Origin of the sequence: Polaribacter sp. P097 (genome assembly GCF_036864555.1) — a bacterium.
Classification (GTDB): Bacteria; Bacteroidota; Bacteroidia; order Flavobacteriales; family Flavobacteriaceae; genus Polaribacter.
Genome location: NZ_JAZETJ010000002.1, coordinates 38,549 through 57,308, shown reverse-complemented (window position 1 = coordinate 57,308; position 18,760 = coordinate 38,549). Strand labels below are relative to the sequence as shown.

General features: G+C 30.0%; 13 protein-coding genes. 9 read left to right on the top strand and 4 right to left on the bottom strand.

Features of this window, described 5'->3' with window-relative positions; translation table 11 throughout:
• The first annotated feature begins 2 nt into the window (after nt 1-2).
• The 8 genes from V7R38_RS07510 (at nt 3) to V7R38_RS07475 (ending at nt 11,278) form a co-directional block, all read left to right on the top strand.
• Nucleotides 3-1,460, top strand: coding sequence for a TolC family protein (locus V7R38_RS07510; RefSeq protein ID WP_334057226.1), 1,458 nt, complete (start codon nt 3-5; stop codon nt 1,458-1,460).
• A 90-nt stretch (nt 1,461-1,550) separates the two neighbouring features.
• A complete protein-coding gene (locus V7R38_RS07505; protein ID WP_334057224.1) occupies nt 1,551-3,920 on the top strand; it encodes a TonB-dependent receptor in 2,370 nt (789 codons plus the stop codon).
• A 7-nt stretch (nt 3,921-3,927) separates the two neighbouring features.
• Nucleotides 3,928-4,758: a DUF4249 family protein gene (locus V7R38_RS07500; protein WP_334057222.1), complete on the top strand. Its 831-nt coding sequence runs from the start codon at nt 3,928-3,930 to the stop codon at nt 4,756-4,758.
• Between the two features lie 54 nt (nt 4,759-4,812).
• Entirely contained in the window at nt 4,813-5,625 is an 813-nt protein-coding gene (murQ, locus tag V7R38_RS07495; RefSeq protein ID WP_015480642.1) for an N-acetylmuramic acid 6-phosphate etherase, read from the top strand.
• Nucleotides 5,622-5,867 carry a DUF6095 family protein gene (locus tag V7R38_RS07490; RefSeq protein ID WP_015480643.1) on the top strand — a complete coding sequence of 82 codons (246 nt, stop codon included), beginning with the start codon at nt 5,622-5,624 and terminating at the stop codon, nt 5,865-5,867. Before murQ ends, V7R38_RS07490 begins: the two co-directional genes overlap by 4 nt.
• 28 nt (nt 5,868-5,895) lie before the next feature.
• Nucleotides 5,896-6,921 carry a D-alanine--D-alanine ligase gene (locus V7R38_RS07485; RefSeq protein WP_334057218.1) on the top strand — a complete coding sequence of 342 codons (1,026 nt, stop codon included), beginning with the start codon at nt 5,896-5,898 and terminating at the stop codon, nt 6,919-6,921.
• 128 nt (nt 6,922-7,049) lie between these two features.
• Nucleotides 7,050-9,956, top strand: coding sequence for a PEP/pyruvate-binding domain-containing protein (locus tag V7R38_RS07480; RefSeq protein WP_334057216.1), 2,907 nt, complete (start codon nt 7,050-7,052; stop codon nt 9,954-9,956).
• A gap of 2 nt (nt 9,957-9,958) precedes the next feature.
• Complete coding sequence (locus V7R38_RS07475; RefSeq protein ID WP_334057215.1) at nt 9,959-11,278, top strand: hypothetical protein; 1,320 nt, start codon at nt 9,959-9,961, stop codon at nt 11,276-11,278.
• 8 nt (nt 11,279-11,286) lie between these two features.
• Here the strand turns inward: V7R38_RS07475 and V7R38_RS07470 are convergent, their stop codons facing one another.
• The 3 genes from V7R38_RS07470 to V7R38_RS07460 all read right to left on the bottom strand — a co-directional run bounded on the left by V7R38_RS07470 (nt 11,287) and on the right by V7R38_RS07460 (nt 15,678).
• A complete protein-coding gene (locus V7R38_RS07470; protein ID WP_334057213.1) occupies nt 11,287-14,103 on the bottom strand; it encodes an Npt1/Npt2 family nucleotide transporter in 2,817 nt (938 codons plus the stop codon).
• A gap of 22 nt (nt 14,104-14,125) precedes the next feature.
• Nucleotides 14,126-15,100 carry a serine hydrolase gene (locus V7R38_RS07465; RefSeq protein ID WP_334057211.1) on the bottom strand — a complete coding sequence of 325 codons (975 nt, stop codon included), beginning with the start codon at nt 15,098-15,100 and terminating at the stop codon, nt 14,126-14,128.
• Nucleotides 15,101-15,186: 86 nt separating this feature from the next.
• Nucleotides 15,187-15,678: a DinB family protein gene (locus V7R38_RS07460; RefSeq protein ID WP_334057209.1), complete on the bottom strand. Its 492-nt coding sequence runs from the start codon at nt 15,676-15,678 to the stop codon at nt 15,187-15,189.
• 232 nt (nt 15,679-15,910) lie between these two features.
• Here V7R38_RS07460 and V7R38_RS07455 point away from each other — a divergent pair, with 232 nt between their 5' ends.
• Nucleotides 15,911-16,843 carry a hypothetical protein gene (locus V7R38_RS07455; RefSeq protein ID WP_334057207.1) on the top strand — a complete coding sequence of 311 codons (933 nt, stop codon included), beginning with the start codon at nt 15,911-15,913 and terminating at the stop codon, nt 16,841-16,843.
• Between the two features lie 197 nt (nt 16,844-17,040).
• On the opposite strand, the gene ettA is transcribed toward V7R38_RS07455, so the two are convergent.
• Nucleotides 17,041-18,732: an energy-dependent translational throttle protein EttA gene (ettA, locus tag V7R38_RS07450; RefSeq protein WP_334057205.1), complete on the bottom strand. Its 1,692-nt coding sequence runs from the start codon at nt 18,730-18,732 to the stop codon at nt 17,041-17,043.
• Nucleotides 18,733-18,760: the final 28 nt, after the last annotated feature.

Genomic DNA, 18,760 nt, shown 5'->3' with positions numbered 1-18,760 from the left:
CTATGAAAAAACTAATATTTCCATTTCTTTTTGCGCTATCGATTGCTGCATATGGTCAGCAAGAAATTACACTAGAACAAGCCATTTCCATAGCACAGAAAAATTCTCCAGACTACAAAGCATTGCTTAATCAAAATCAGGCAAGTTATTGGAGATACAGAAACTATCAAGCAGGTTTTTTACCTCAATTAAGGTTAGATGCTACGCTACCTAGATATTCTAATTCTGTAAACAGATTAACGAACGATAATGGTCAGGATATTTTTGTAAGATCTAACCAAGCTAGTTTTGATGGTGCTTTATCTCTTAATCAGAATATTGCCTTAACTGGGGGTACAATTTCTGTAAGTTCCCAATTGGAAAGAGTAGATGTTTTTGGTGATAATGCATCAACAGGATTTTCAGTAATTCCGTTTTCATTAAACTACAGCCAAAATTCACTTTTTTACAATCCTTTTAAATGGCAAAAAAGAATAGAGCCTTTAATTTACGAGGAAGCAAAAAGAGAGTTTATCGAAAGAATGGAAGAAATTTCTTCTAATACTAGTAGAAGATATTTTGCTTTATTAAAGGCACAAATTCAATCTAGAATTGCAAAATCTAACCTATCAAATCAAGATACATTATTTCAAATATCTAAAGGGCGATTTAAAATGGGTAAAATTGCCGAAAATGATTTATTACAAATAGAATTATCTGTGCTAAATTCAGAAAATGAAGTAATTACTAATGAAATCAATTTTAAAAGATCTTCTCAAAACTTATCTAGATATTTAGTTTTAGATACAGAAAACATCATACTTTCAACACCCAAAGAATTAACAACATTTACGGTAAGCGTAGAAAAAGCGTTAGAAGAAGCAAGAGCAAATAGAAAAGCTGTAATTGAATTTAGAAGAAGAAGATTGCAAGCAGAACAAGATGTTGCAGAAATTAAAGGAAATAACAGATTACAAATGAGCTTTAGAGCCAATTTTGGTATTTCTCAACAAGGAGCTGTTTTTAATGATTTGTTTCAAGACTTTAACCAACAGCAAAATGTGGTTTTATCTATTGGAGTGCCAATTTTAGATTGGGGCGTTTCTAAATCTCGAAGAAAGTTGGTAGAAGCAAATCAAGATTTGGTAAACACTAATATAGAGATAGAAGAACAAGAATTTGAGCAAGAGATTTACCTTCATGTTTTAAACTGGCAGAATCAACGTAACTTTTTAAAAACTGCTAAAAAAGCACAAGAAATTGCTTTAAAAAGATATGAAATTGCTAAAAAAAGATTTGTTCTTGGTAAAATAGGAATTACAGATTTAAACATTGCCTTGCAAGAACAAGACAGGTCTGTACTTCAATACTTAAATTCATTAGAAAAGTTTTGGACAGACTATTACACCTTAAGAAGATTAACACTTTACGATTTCATAAAAAATGAAAAAATAAAAGTAGATGATATCATTTATGATTAAATTATTTTAACATTTTCTTTAAGAAAACTATACCTTTTAATAGTACTTTTGTTTAATAATAGTTAATATTAATCAAACAAAAAAATATCATTGAAAAAGTTCCTAATTCTATTTTTCTTAGGCACTATAGCACTCTATAGTCAAGAAAAAGTTACAGTAAGTGGTACTGTTTACGATAATGCTAATAACGAAACTTTAATTGGTGTTTCTATATATTTTCCAGAATTAAACGCGGGTACAAGCACAAATGAGTATGGCTTTTATTCTTTAACGATTCCTAAAGGAAATTATAAAATTCAGATTAGTTATTTAGGCTTTACAAGTATCACTGAGCAAATTACCTTATCAGATAATATTACTAAAAACTTTAAACTGAATGAAGAAGCAGAAAGTTTAAACGAAATTGTTATTGAATCTGATATTGAAAAATTGAATGTTAGAACTCCGCAAATGAGTGTTAACAAGCTAACTTCTTCTACCATTAAGAAAATTCCTGTAGTGCTTGGTGAGGCAGATATTATAAAGTCTCTAATTCTTTTGCCTGGAGTTACTAGTGCAGGTGAAGGAGCTTCTGGTTTTAATGTTAGAGGTGGTGCTGCAGATCAAAATTTAATTCTGTTAGATGAAGCAATCGTATTCAACTCTTCTCACCTTTTTGGATTTTTCTCAGTATTTAATCCAGATATTATTAAAGATGTTAAATTATATAAAGGTGGTATTCCTGCAAGATTTGGTGGTAGATTATCATCTGTATTAGATATCTATCAAAAGGAAGGAAACAGTAAAGAATTTAATTTAACAGGTGGTATTGGCCTTGTATCTTCTAGACTTTTGGCAGAAGGCCCAATAGAAAAGGAAAAAAGTTCATTCGTTGTTGCAGGTAGAGCTTCTTACGCTCACTTATTTCTACCACTTTTTGACAATGATAACAAGGCGTATTTCTACGATTTAAACAGTAAAATTAACTATAGATTTAATGATAGAAACAACGTATTCTTATCTACCTATTTTGGAAAAGACGTTTTTGGTATAAATGATAGTTTTGTAAATGATTATGGAAATACAGTTTTAAACTTAAGATGGAATCATCTTTTTTCTGATAAAATATTTTCTAATTTATCACTAATCTACTCAGATTATTTTTATGGCTTAACACTTGATTTTGTTGGCTTTGAATGGGATTCTGGAATTACCAACTTTAATTTAAAGTACGATTTTAAGCATTACTTAAACGAAAAGTTTAAACTTACTTATGGTATCAATAACATTTATATCAAATTTAATCCAGGAGAAATAATTCCAAATAGAGAAGATTCTGGTATTCAAGCAGACAAATTAATCGACAAATATGCCAATGAATTTGCGGCTTACATAGCTGCTGAGCAAAAAGTAAATGACAAACTTACAGTGCAATATGGGGTGCGCTTTAGCAACTTTACACGTTTAGGACAAGATGAAATAAATGTTTACGCAGATGATAACCCTGTAATTTATAACGAAGAATTTAAAAGATATGAATCTGCTGAAGCCATAGGCACAGAATCTTATAAAAGAAGCGATGTTTTAGCCAGTTTTCAAAATTTTGAACCTAGAGTATCTTTATCTTATTTATTAAATAGCGACACTTCTATCAAAATGAGTTACAATAGAATGGCTCAATATTTACATTTGTTATCAAACACCTCATCTCCTACTCCATTAGATGTTTGGGCTCCTAGTGGTCAGTTTATCAAACCTCAGTTATTAGATCAATATGCATTAGGTTATTTTAGATCAATTAAAAATGGAGATTATTCTTTAGAAACAGAAGTGTTTTACAAAGATATTCAGAATAGAATCGATTACATAAATGGTGCAAATTTAATTGCAAATAATGAAATAGAGACTGTAATTTTAAACGGTCAAGCAAGAGCCTATGGTTTAGAGGTGCTACTAAAAAAGAATGAAGGAAACTTTAAAGGTTGGTTAGCCTACACCTTATCTAGATCAGAACAACAAACTTTAGGTAGAACAGCAAATGAACCTGGTATTAATTCTGGAGAATGGTACAGCACACCCTTTGACAAAACTCATGATATTTCTTTAAATGGAAGTTATGAGTTATCTAAAAAATGGACCTTCAATGCAAACTTTTTGTTCCAAACTGGGCAACCTACAAATTATCCTGTGGGTCAATATGAAATATCTGGCCTAAATGTTCCAATCTATGATGATAATAGAAGAAATGCAGACAGACTTCCTGCTTATCATAGATTAGATATTTCTGCAACATTAACACCAGAAAAGAACAAAAACAGACGCTGGCAAAGTGAGTGGGTTTTTGGAATTTACAATTTGTATGGAAGACAAAATGCGGCTTCTATCAATTTTAGTCAAAACAGAGAAACCTTTAGAAATGAAGCTGTACAAACCTCAATTTTTGGTTTAGTGCCTTCTGTAACCTATAATTTTAAATTTTAGTAAAGTGATGAAAAATAAATATATACTACCAATTTTATTACTTTTCATTTTTACAAAATGCGAAAAAGTAGTTGATGTAGAAGTGCCATCAATAGCACCCAAATTAATAGTTGATGCATCTTTTCAAGTATTCTTTGATGAAAGTCCTGTTACAGCAGAAACCATTGTAAAACTAAGGTTATCTGCAGATTATTTTGATGATACTATACCTACTGTTACTAATGCTACTGTATTTTTAACCAACTTAACCAATGGTACAATTATCAATTTTTCTGATGCGAATGCTGATGGTGATTACGAGCCAAGTAATGCTTTTATTCCTGAAGAAAACACTGAATATGAGCTTACAGTTATTTATGATAATGAAACCTATAAAGCTACAGCTACTAGAGTTAAATCTACACCATTAACAAATGTTATTCAAGGAGATGAAACACTATTTACAGGAGAAGAAACCGAAATTAAAATCTTTTTTACAGATGATGGTGCAGTAGATAATTATTATGTTTTCGATTTTTCAAACGCTTTATTTCTGGCATTAGAAGATCGATTTTTTAATGGTGCAGAATACAGTTTTTCTAACTTTTATCAAGAAGATGAAATTGATTTACCAACCACAGTAACCATTAAAATGTCTGGTGTTTCTAAAGAATATTATACCTATTTTAATATTTTGATAGATCAGAGTGGTCAAAATGCAGGTGGTCCTTTTGAATCTGTACCTTCTTCTTTATTAGGTAATGTTATCAACACTACAAACGAAGAAAATTTTCCTTTAGGTTATTTTCAAATTTCAGAAACAGATACGTTTACCTTAAGTTTAGTAGAAAAAGATTAAATATTGTCTTGTAAATTATCAGTATCAAAAATATAAAATCGCTATTTTTGATTAATGGATTTTACAAAAACTACAGAGCAAGATTCGAAATACAATCATTTAGAGGAAATGTCGGTTTCTGAATTGCTTACTAATATTAATAATGAAGATCAACTGGTTGCTTTAGCTGTAAAAAAAGCTTTACCTCAAATAGAAAGTTTAACCCATCAAATAATTGATAAATTAAAAATTGGTGGTAGGCTTTTTTATATGGGTGCAGGTACCTCTGGAAGATTGGGTATTTTAGATGCCTCAGAATGCCCACCAACTTTTGGTGTTCCTCATGAGTTGGTAGTTGGTTTAATTGCTGGTGGAGATACTGCCATTAGAAAAGCAGTTGAGTTTGCAGAAGATTCTACAAATCAAGGTTGGTTAGACTTACAAGAACATAACATCAACGATAAGGATGTAGTTGTAGGTATTGCTGCATCAGGTACAACTCCTTATGTAATTGCAGCTTTAGAGGCATGTAATACTCATAATATTATTACTGGTTGTATTACTTGTAATGCAAAAAGTCCGTTAGCTTTAACAGCTCAATTTCCTGTAGAAGTAATTGTTGGACCTGAGTTTGTAACAGGTAGTTCTAGAATGAAAGCAGGTACAGCTCAAAAGTTAGTTTTGAATATGTTATCTACTGCAACCATGATTCAGTTAGGCAAAGTAAAAGGGAATAAAATGATTGACATGCAATTGTCTAACAAAAAATTGGTGGATAGAGGAGAACGAATGTTAGTTGCAGAACTAAACATAAATAAAGAAGAAGCTAGCCATCTGTTACAAAAATTTGGTAGCGTTAGAAATGCTGTAAAAAATTATAAGAAATGAGTACAGATTTAAATTTACTAAGCAAAGGTTTAGTTCGATTAGGCATTGTTATTTTACTATTTATAGCTGCTCCTATCATTATCACAATGGGTTTTAAGGCTATTGATAAATTTACAGAAAGTCCGCAAAATATATTTGCTTACCTATTTTTAGGTGTAGGCTGTTTGTTAATTATTTATGCAATGTATTTTGCTTTTAAAACTTTTGGTGTTTTAAGCAAAGCCATTTTTAACAACAAATAAGCTGAAGAGTAAAAGACTACATAAACTATTGAATTGGGAGTATTGGCCATCTTCCTTTTTCTATTTACCAAATTTACCTTACGCCTTTTACCTAGCAACAAAAGCAAAACATCCTGCGTTTTTTAGTGTTGCAAATCCTTCTATAAAAAGTTCTGGAAATGGAACAGAAAGTAAATTTGAGACCTTAAACTTAATACCTACTAATTACAAACCGAAAACTATTCTCCATAAAAGTACTGATGGTATTCTTGATACTTTAAAGCAATTGGTGGAAGAAAAAATTGAGTATCCTTTAATTGCTAAACCAGATATTGGCTTCAGAGGTTTATTGGTAAAGAAAATTGAGAACGAATTTGAACTGAAAAGTTATATTCAAAAGTACGATATCAATATAATTATTCAAGAATACATCAATTACAAAAACGAATGTGGTATTTTTTATCACAGGCATCCTAATGAAGAAAAAGGCGCTATTACCTCAATTACTCTTAAAAAATTTCTAAACATAACAGGTGATGGTTCTTCTACTCTACTATCATTAATATTAAAAAATCAAAGAGCGAGTTTGTATTTAGATATCCTAAAAAACAAAGCTCACCTTAATTTAAATCGTGTTTTAGATAAGAATGAAGAATTGGTACTTTCTGTTATTGGCAATCATTCTAAAGGTACTCAGTTTGTTAATGGCAACCATTTAATTACAAAGCAACTAGAAGCTACTTTTGATGATTTAAGTAAATCTATAAAAGGATGGTTTTATGGCAGAATTGATTTAAAATACAATGATTTTTCTGAAGTAGAAAATGGAGAAAATTTTAAAATTTTAGAAATTAACGGAATTATTTCAGAGCCTACTCACATTTATGATGCGCAAAACTCTACTTACTTTAAAGCATTAAAATCCATCAGAAATCATTGGAAATATTTATATAATATATCAATGATTAATCATCAAGAAAATAAAATACCTTATAAAAGTTCTAGAGAATTTATCAATGAAATTGTAGAGCTAAGAACCTATACAAAAAAGGTTAAAAGCTATTCAGATTTATAAACGCAAATATTATTTTTTTCTAATGAGATATGATTTTTAACTCATTTAGAAATTATTCTAACTCAATAGGTTTTTGACCTTCTATTATTAAATAATAAAAGCTAAATTTGTGTAAATCAATGACACAAATGACTAAATCAATAATCACTTCCTTCATTTTATTTTTCTTAATTATCTCAAATTCAATTGGTCAAGAAAAATCTACTTCTCAAGTTAAGCAACTTATAGAATCTTATAAAAACGATATTAGAGGTCCTTATTACAGAATTAAATGGTTCTGTGAAGATGGCAGTATTAGAGATGCAAAAGATCCTTGTCCTGATGATATGGAAGGCATACAACATGCAAGTTTTAAGCAATCTGCATTAGAGCTAAGAAAAACGAATCAACTGTTTTTTGGTGAAATTTTAGCAGCTACTAAAACAAATGAATTTTTAGACGAAAATCATAACTATAGTAGATTAAAACAATATCAAATTGGTGAATATTTAGCGAGTATAGATAATGGTTGGATTTTAAGAAAAGGGCAATATTATAGAGGAGCTAAGCAATCTGAAGATGAAGAAGCTTGGGGAAAAGAGTTTTTTGAAGAAGTTTTAAAAAACGATGATTTCCTAAAAACCAATTACTATTTAGTGAGACAAACTTTAAAAGACATACCTCATAATGGAGATACCAATATTGGTCAGTTAATGAGAAGCAAGTCTAAAATTTTAGCTGAAGATATTCCTAGTTTTATGGATATTAGAATTAAAATTCATGGAAATCCTCAAAAGACAGATATTGATTTAGTAAAGAACTATATTCAAAAAAATGATAAAAAATTATCTCTGCAAGAAAAGAAAGATTTAAAAAATCTGATTGTAACTATGGAGCAATTTTATGCTCCTTTAGATTTTAACAAAATTGATAAAGAAATAGCTAGTTTAAAGGGTAATGCAATGGTTGTAGAAGAAATTAAAAACTTCTCTAACTACTATAAAAACAACAAATCGTCAAAGAAAATAGTAGAAAACTCTGCAAGTATTTTAGCCAATATAAGAGGTAATATCTTAGACTTTACATCTTCTAAAGATCGTTTGAAGCTTTTAGATATTAGCAACCAATTAGAAAATATACTTTTAATAGAGACTCAAAATTGGCAAACAGAAAATTTAGCAGAAACCATTCGAAAAATTGAGGTATTAACTTGTGCTTCTTTGGGTTCTGGTTTACTTGAATTTTGGGAATATGACAGAATAGAAAAAAACTTTAAATCTGTAACCGAAAATAAAGATGTTACCATTAAAGAATTAAATAATTTACTTAATACTTCAAGAAGTATTGTAGAATGGAGTGCCTCTTTAATAAAAGCCAATTACAACGAAGATGTTATTAAATATACCAGTTTTGAGCCTATGGCTTATGGCTTTATAGATGATAGAGTTAGAAATAGTATTGCTCTTAGCTTAGGAGAAACTGTTAGTAAACTAGGAACATTTGTTGCCAAAGTTTCTAAAATTAACAACAAAGTTATGTCTATAGACAACCAAAGTGCTATTAGGGGTTTAAATCCTGGTTATGCTTATGGTGAGTTAGTTGTGGTAGATGGAGATCCAAATGCGATTGAAGTAAATACCAATAAAATATATATTTTTCAAAACCCACCTTCTGAACTAAAACCAGTTGCAGGTATTATGACAGTTTCTGAGGGTAATTTAGTTTCTCATGTGCAATTATTAGCAAGAAATTTAGGTATACCTAATGCTGCTTTATCTAACGAAAATTTACTTGACTTAAAAAAGTTTGATGGAAAAAAGGTTTTCTATGCAGTATCTAATAAAGGTAATGTTATTCTTAAGCCAGAGAGTGATATGAGTAATGAAGAAGAAAAGTTATTTGAGAAAGTAGAGCGTAGCAAAAATATGATAGAAGTGCCAGTAGCAGACATTCGTTTAGATGTTTCTAAGGTTATTAATATGAGAGAGGTGGAAGCTACTGACTCTGGTAAATTATGTGGACCAAAAGCCGCAAATTTGGGTGAATTGAAGCAGCTATTTCCTAACCAAGTAGTAGAAGGAATAATCATTCCTTTTGGTGTATTTAAATCGCACATGAATTTAGAAATGCCTAACGAAAACAAAACATATTGGGAGTACTTAAGTAATGCTTTTAAACAGGCTGATGCCAAAAAGAAAAGTGGCGTTTCTGATGAAATGGTAGAAAAATACTTGCTAACCTCTTTAGCAAAACTGCATAAATCAATTTTAAATATAGAATTAGATAAATCATTTGTAAAAGATTTAAAAACCAATTTTCAATCTGCTTTTAAAGATGACATGGGCAATGTACCTGTATTTTTAAGAAGTGATACTAACATGGAAGACCTCAAAGAATTTACAGGCGCAGGTTTAAATCTTACTCTATTTAACATTAAGAATGAAGCCAAAATCTTGGCAGGAATCAAACGTGTTTGGGCCTCTGCTTATACTGAAAGAAGTTTTAAATGGAGACAGAAATACTTATTGAATCCTGAAAATGTGTATCCATCAATCTTAATTATACCAAGTGTAGATGTAGATTATTCTGGTGTAATGATTACCAAAGGTATCAATGCTGGTGCAGAAGAAGATTTAACTGTGGCATTCTCTAGAGGTGCAGGTGGTGCTGTAGATGGGCAATCTGCAGAAACAAGATTAATCACTAAAACAGATAATTATTTATTGGCACCTGCAAGACAAGCAGATTATATTAGATTACCAAATTATGGTGGTACTAAAAAGTATTATACTTCATTTAATAAAGAGATTTTAAACGAGGATAATATTGAGAAAATAAGAGAATTCGCAACTCAAGTACGTAAAAAGATAGGCGCAAAAACTGGGAATAAAAAGCAAGCTTATGATGTTGAGTTCGGCTTTAAAGACGATAAATTATGGTTGTTTCAAATAAGACCTTTTGTAGAGAATAAACAAGCAAAAAGTTCTGATTACTTGAATTCGATAACACCAAAAATATCAAGTTCAACAAAAGTTAACATCAACGAAAAAATATAACTATGAAAAAGAAATACCTATTAATCATAGCAGCAATTGCCATTTCATTTGGTTTTGTGAGCTATTATCCTATTGATGGATATGAGTATACAGGAATTAAAAGATTGTATCCAATAAGACAATTCCAAAAAGATAGTGTGAGATACACTAGAATTCCTAAGGGTGCTTATAAAAAATGGTCAGATATCAAGCTTAATTTAACCAATAAAACTACAGATAGTGTAGAAGAATTATTTACGGTTGATAAAGATTTTGACCGAAAAATAAGAAGAATTACGCCTGGAGGTGCTTATTCCTTGGCTATAATGGACATGAGTGATACTGACAATTTGAGGTATGCAGAGCATAGAGAAAATGTTGGTTATCAACCAGGAAGTGTAGGTAAAATTGCAGTTTTATTGGCTGTATTTGATCAATTGGCTAAACTTTGTCCAGATTCTCATGCAGAACGTATTGAGTATTTGAAAAAAATAAAAGTTACAAGTAGATATTGGGGATTAGGAGATCATCATACCATACCAATTTATGATATAGAAAAAGATAGATTAACCAAAAGAAAAGTTGTGGCTAGTGATGAATTTACCCTTTTTGAGTGGTTAGACCATATGGTTTCTGTAAGTAATAATGGCGCTGCAAGTATCATGTACAGAGAAGCAATGTTAATGGCAGCATTTGGCCAAGATTATTTCTTTTTGGATGAAGAAAAAGCAGAAAAATATTTTAAAGAAACTTCTAGAGATTCTTTAACTAACTTAGCGAATACAGTAGTGAATCAACCTTTACGAGATTTAGGTATTACTGAAAATGAATGGAGATTAGGAGGATTATTTACAAGACCTCCTGGAAGATATGTAGGAAGAAAAGGTGGTAGTATTGGTACACCAAAAGGCTTAATGAAATTTTTAGTAAAATTAGAACAAGGTAAAGTTATTGATGAAGCTTCTAGTTTAGAAATGAAACGTTTATTGTATTTAACAGACAGAAGAATTCGCTACGCAAAATCACCAAGATTAGACGAAGCTGCTGTGTATTTTAAATCTGGTAGTTACTATAAATGTGATCGTGAAAAAGACCCAAATTGTGGTAGTTATGCAGGTAATGTATTTAACTACATGAACTCTGTAATAATTGTAGAACATGATAATGGAGTGAAATATATTGTATGTTTAATGACCAATGTTCTTAACAAAAACTCTGCAGGTGCACATATGTATTTAGCCAGTAAAATAGATGATGTAATTAATGAAACTGCCAATATTAGTAAGCCAGAGGTTAAAGAAGAAAAATATATAGAAGATAAAGACGAATCTTCAGACAATTAAATTATTTACTATTTTAAACTGATATAAGTATCGTTTGCAAGTTGTTTTACAATTTTGTTACGATACTTTTTTATTGGCAATAATGCAGGAATAAGCGCTTTATTTTCTGCAACTCGTATGTAATTTACAGCTGAATGTCTAACCCTACTTCCACTTACCTTCATTAAAGTATTTAGCAACTCTAATTCTGTTAAAATAGTAATGTGAATAGTTGTGGTATTATAATGATCTTCATCTAAAACTTCATGCTCTAAAATTGAGAAAACCATAGCTCTAATACTATTGTCTAAAAGATTTTCTAACAATTCTAATGAGTTTATTTTAGCTTCCTTATTTTTACTTTTAAAAGCATCAAAAGTAATTCGTATGTCTTCTTCTGTATATAAAAGACTTAACAAATTAAAGATGATAGAAAAAGACTTTTTAAGTTCTAACTCTAAAGCATCACTTAAAGTTTTTCGAGCTTCGTACAGGGTTTGGTTCTCTTCATTAATTTCATCAACCAAATCTTTATTAATTAAATGCTGAATTGAAATAATGCATTCTAAAATTCGCTTATAATAATTACTTTCCTTTAAAATTTGCTTTCTTATAATACGTTTAGATAATGTAAGATCTTCGTTTTTACGATGAATTTTACGAAGTGCTTTTGTGGCCTCTAATCTACTTGTAGAATTTATACTTCGTAAAATTTTCTCTAAAATAGATAATGATTTCTCATTTTGAAACGCCCCAACTATCTTTGGAATGTGCCTCTTAATGTTAGATTTTAAATCATCGTGTTTTTCTAACTCTTGCAAAACATCAATAATTTTAGGTCCGTAACTTTTTAAGGCTCTAACTGCACGTTTTCTATGTTTTTTATTGTCTAAAAGATTCAATAAATCTTTAATAAAAATCTCATTAGAAGTAATACCTGCAGCTATAGTTGCAAATTTGGTTATGTAAGGTTTTTGATTGTGCAAGTGCTCTGTAATAAAATCGTAATGATTCGTCATTCTAGAATAAGCAATACTCAATAATAAACCTGCCACAATTTCTTTACGAACAGAATCTCTGTTAACTATATACTCATTTATTTTTTGCTCTAACCTTTCTTTTAAATGATAATATCTACCAATAGAAATGTTACTCATACTTTGCTTGGCAAGTGCTAATAATGCCCCATTTGCAATGTACTCTTCTTCATGATCTAAATAGGTATTAAAGAATGTTTTTTCTTTTTGCCTTGAATGTTCTAACAGATAATCTAAAGCAACATACACCAAAGTTTCATCATCATTATGAATTAAAGTAGCAACTTCAGATAATATATTGTTATCATTAAAAGCATCTAAATAATCAATAGCAGCAACTTTAACTTTAGCTGATGGATGTTTCAGCAAATGAATTACTGGTTTCTGTAAAACTTTAAAATTATAGCCTTTTAAACGATCGAACATGTTTAGAATTTCATCTTCATCTCCTTTTTCGAATACGTTTTTAATATCTAAAAGATTGTTTTCCTTTTTAGATTTGTCTTTTTTAGCATTGATAAAAGATAGATTCTTTTGAATATTCTTCTTAAAAGATTCGAAATAAGCCTCTCTCAGCTTGTAAATTAGAATTATCCAGATGAAAACAAAAAACAATACAATTACAGTAATGTAAGAAGTACTTAAATTCAAGTTTCGAACTAAAAAGATAAGCATAAAACCGGATAAACCTGTTGCAATACTATCTACAGCAACGTCTATGTATGATTTAGCCTGATTTTTAATTTGCAATGGAATTGGCATTATAGATAATTCTACAGCAGCTTTATTTAAACTTTGCTTGAAACTACCATCAATACCTTTTATAATAATTAAAACCCATAATTCAGGAAAGGTTAAAAATAATAAACCACCTAAACCAATGGTTAATGGGAGTACCAACATAGAAGAAGATACACCTAATTTATGTAGAATCTTATTTGTAAAAAACAACTGAATTGTTAAGGCAACTACATTAAAAGTTGAGAACCAAAAACCAAAAAATGAAGCCAATTCATCTGAATTTGGTATAGCTTTATGTGCAAAATCACTAAATTGAAAATCAATTAATTTGGCTACAACTACTCCAATTCCAGTAATAATTGCTAAATACGTTAAATGCTTAGATTTAGAAATTAATTTTAAAGATGAGCTTTCTAAACGATCTTGATTTGCAATAACCTGTTTACGTTTAAATGTATTTAGGTATCGAATTTTTAGTTTATAAACTTGCCTTAAAATAGGTATACAGCACAATAGTAAAACTGAAGCCACAAAAATGGTGTATTCTTTACCAAAACTACCAGCAATAAAACTGGTTAAGTATCCTCCAAAAATTCCTCCAGCAATGGCACCTGCACCAATAAAACCAAAAATTCTTTTAGCTTCTCTTGCATTAAAAACCATATTTGCAAAAATCCAAAATTGTGATGTTGCAACTACTGCAAATAGCGATACAAAGATGTAGTAGAAATAAAGTATGTAGTGATTTATGTAATCAAAATTTAAAAGAAAACCTAAGATGGTAAATACAATACTGAATATTACTAAAGAGAGTACTGTTATTTTAACTAAAGAGTATTTTCTTATAGCTATACTATAAAAATACGTAGTTATTACAGCAGTTAAAGCCACTAACAGATAACCATAAGGTAAATTATCTGCCCCCAATTCAGATACAAATAATGCATTTACTGTAGGCTTCACTATCAGTAAAACTGTAATAATTAAAAAGATATACAACTGCATTAAAAAAGAGATGAAGATCTCTCCATCCCTTAATCCAAATGTTCTGTAAATTAACTTTTTCAATTTTCTTTAGTTCTTTTTAAGATTATAAAGAACGTGAATTTTTTAATACTTTTTCTAATGGAATAACCAAATCTCTAATGGTTTGTTCTCCATAATCGTAATCTATTAAAGCTACAATAATATATTTTCTATCTGGCCCCCAAACTAAAGCTGAATCTGAGTGATAATTTCTCCAAGAGCCAGACTTTCTGTAGACATCTGCTTTTGGTGCAACTTTATCTAAAGTATTTACAAATTTGTGGTGCAAAGCAGGCTTTTTCATAATCTGAAGCATTTCTCTAGAACGCTCAGTACTAATTAAATTACCTAATGCCAATTGATAATAGAAACTACAAACTTGTCTTGTGGTTGCAGCATGACTTAATCCTTTAATAGGATCTGGATATCTTTTACCTGCAGATGCATATCTTTTACCAACCCATAAACCTCCACCAAGTTCTTCATCATACAATTTGTGTTTCGGTGCTCTTAAAACTTGTTCAATTTTTTTATAACCTACTCTATCAATATTTCTGGTAGATGCTCTATTATTAGATTTACTAATCATTAAACGTAAATCTTTTTTAAGTTCATTGGTGTATTCTAGTTCGCCTTTATCAATGGCATCCATTACAGCTAAAAGTATTGCAATTTTTGGCAGACTTGCTGCGTACATCATATGATTATCATTCACACCTGCATACCTAAAGGCAGTACTATCACTTAAATCTACAATAGCAACAGACATTTGCTTACCTTTCACCAAACGTCTCCATGTTTTATTTTTATTAATTTCTTTTTCTAAGGTTACCTGTAAATTTAAATCATGAATTTCATGAATAGGCTTAATTTCTTTATTCAGCGAAATTGGTAAATCTACTTTTGTATTGCTATAATCCTTTTCTAAATAGACATAAGTATTATCTAAATCAACTCCTGTACTTTGTGCCTGAAAACTGAGGGTACAGCAAATTGCTAATAGTAATAATAAACTTGTTTTATATTTTAAATATTTCATTTTAATATCAATTTTAATCTATCTATATAAGATACAAAACAAATGCCAATATCTAAATAATAAGTGTTAAGGTTTTCTAAAAAGCCTTAATTTATAACCTTTTTGGGCGTTGTTGGATTAAAACCAAAGTCAGCATCTGGTAATGCTATACCTAGTTGATATATTAAATAACCAATACTTGCATAGTGATGTGTAGTATGACTTTGTACTTGCATTAAAACTGCCTTTAAAGTGGTTTTTGCAGTTACATTTCCTAAACCCAAATTATCTGTTAGAAGCACTTCTTTTAACAAGTCATCTTCTGATAAACTACTGAGTTTAGTTCTTGTTTCTGTAAAATAATTTAAACCTTCAGAAGTATAAGATTCTACAAGCTCATTCCTATCTCGAACTGTAAAATCTATATGATTGGATTCTAATCCTTTAAAAACACAAGAAAAAATATCTAAAATATGCCTTATATGACAGCCAATAGTAGAATTATAAGGAGGTATAGAATTATTCGTGTATTCTTCATTAGAAACGGTTTGTAATAACTTTATACCTTTCTGTAAATTCTTATCAATTGCTAAAATCATTAATGCTATTTCTTATTCATCCGTAAAGTAATAAAAATTAAAAGAGTAAAATCTATAATTGAACACTAATTTAAATTGATAAAATAATCAACTTACAATCAACAAATTAACTTACTAGTATTATGTAAGAAATTGGTGTTTTTAAATTTTGGCACGCTCTTTGAAATTATACTTATCAAATGCGGAAGTCGAAAAGCAGTTAGAGTAGACAAAACCCTTTAAACCATATATTATGAAAAAAGGTATACTTATATTATTAGGAATGTTCATGATGGTTTCCTCTGTTGAAGCCAAAACTGGCGAAAACTTACCAAACAGATACAGGGTGTTTAACTACTCTTATGAAAATTCGGTAAACTTCTTTGAAAACGGAATTGAGTTTTTCATTTTTACGAATGGGGATTTTGATTTTGATGCAAGTTTAAGAAATAGAAACGTTAGCATAAATAGAGATTTTAACGGACGTATTAGAACAATTGGAAATGTTTTTATCAGATATGATCGATTTGGAAATGTTACTAGAATTGGTGATGTTTTCATGAGATACAACAGAAACAGATTAGTAAGAGTTGGTGATTTACGTGTAAACTATGATAGATGGGGTTATCCTGTTTTTTATGGAAACGTAAGAGATTTTTATTACAACAATGGTGTTAGAATAAATGTAAATTTTGGAGATGTATTTGTGTACAATGATCCTTATTTCTTTAGAAATGATTTTAGAAGAAACTACATTCAGTTTAGAGAAGATAGAAACTTTTATTATTACAAGGCAAGACCTAATGCTAGATTAGGTAAAAGAAGTAGCATAATTAAAAGAAGAAAGTCTAATGCTACTATTGGAAGAAGAAATACTATTAATAGAAATAGAAATAACTCTTACAGAAAAGCTAGAGAAGTAAACACAACTAGAAGAAATACAAACGTTAGGAATAGAAAAGCAAATGTTAAACGTAATACTTCTAAAGTAAATACTAGAACTGGTAATAATGCTAACGTAAAACGTGATAACAAAAGAGTAATTAAAAATACTCGAAATACAAGTAACGTTAACAACAAGAGAGTAAATACCAGAAGTTCTAAGAAAGTAGTAAAAACGAAAACTACAAATACTTCTAAGAGAGGCACAAATAATAGTAATGCTAAAAGAAGAAGAAGAAGTTAGGTTAAGTTAAAGTTTATTATAGATTACTATTATTAAAAAACCCCATTATTTATAATGGGGTTTGTTTTTTTGTATTAAGGGTGATTTTCCTGTTTTGGAAAGTTCAATGGTTTCTTAACTTTGTAATCCCCCAACTTTCCTAAAAATCACTATGAATTGATTTCCTCATTTAATATCAAATTTAAATGAGGTTTTTTTTATCTAATTAATTTCTTGTATTTGATACGTTTAGGCATTAAATCGCCTCCTAAACGTTTCTTCTTATTCTCTTCGTAATCAGAGAATGAACCTTCAAAGAAATACACTTGGCTATCTCCTTCAAAAGCTAAAATATGGGTACAAATTCTATCTAGAAACCATCTATCGTGACTAATTACTACTGCACAACCAGCAAAATTTTCTAAACCTTCTTCTAAGGCTCTTAATGTATTTACATCTAAATCATTAGTAGGCTCATCTAATAGTAAAACGTTACCTTCTTCTTTTAACGTCATTGCTAAATGTAATCTGTTTCTTTCTCCTCCAGAAAGTGTAGATACTTTTTTATTTTGCTCACTTCCAGAAAAATTAAAGCGACTTAAATAGGCTCTAGAGTTTACTTGCTTACCCCCCATCATTACTAAATCTTGCCCATCAGAAAAGTTTTCCCAAATTGTTTTCTCAGGATTAATATTTGAATGTGCTTGATCTACATAAGCGATTTTAGCTGTTTCTCCAACTTTGAAAGTTCCTTTATCAGGATTTTCTTCTCCCATAATCATTTTGAAAATGGTTGTTTTACCTGCTCCATTTGGCCCAATAATACCCACAATACCAGCTTGAGGTAAATTAAATGCTAAATCTTCATATAATAATTTATCTCCAAAAGCTTTAGAAACACCTTCTGCCTCAATTACATTGGTTCCTAAACGTGGTCCATTAGGAATGTAGATTTCTAATTTTGCATCAACTTGTTTCTGGTCTTGATTCATTAATTTGTCATAGTTCTTTAAACGCGCTTTTTGCTTTGTTTGACGACCTTTTGCTCCTTGACGAACCCACTCTAATTCTCGCTCTAAAGTTTTTTGACGTTTAGAAGCTGTTTTGCTTTCTTGCGCCATTCTTTGTGATTTTTGATCTAACCAAGAAGAATAATTTCCTTTCCAAGGTATACCTTCTCCTCTATCTAATTCTAAAATCCAACCAGCAACATTGTCTAAGAAATATCTATCGTGAGTTACTGCAATTACAGTTCCTTTATATTGTGCTAAATGATGCTCTAACCAATGTACAGATTCTGCATCTAAGTGGTTAGTTGGCTCATCTAATAATAAAATTTCTGGTTCTTGTAATAATAATCTACATAAAGCAACACGTCTTTTTTCTCCTCCAGAAAGTACTCCTATTTTTTTATCAGAATCAGGAGTTCTTAAAGCATCCATTGCTATCTCTAACTTAGTATCTAATTCCCAAGCATTTGCAGCATCAATTTTGTCTTGTAATTCTGCTTGTTGGTTCATAAGTTTTTCCATCTTATCTGCATCAGAATAGACTTCTTCTAAACCAAACATATCGTTTATTTTGTTGTATTCATCTAGAATAGCCACAGTTTCTGCAACGCCTTCTTTTACAACTTCTAAAACTGTTTTCTCAGGATCTAATTGTGGTTCTTGCTCTAAATAACCAACCTTATAACCAGGCGAAAATGTTACATCTCCTTGAAAGTTTTTTTCAACCCCCGCAATTATTTTTAGTAAAGTAGACTTACCTGAACCATTTAAACCAAGAATACCAATCTTAGCTCCGTAAAAAAAGCTTAAATAAATATCTTTTAAAACTTGTTTTCCTGTTGATTGATAGGTTTTTGAAACCTTATTCATAGAAAAGATTACCTTCTTATCATCACTCATTATTGTACTTTTTTAAAATTGTGTAATA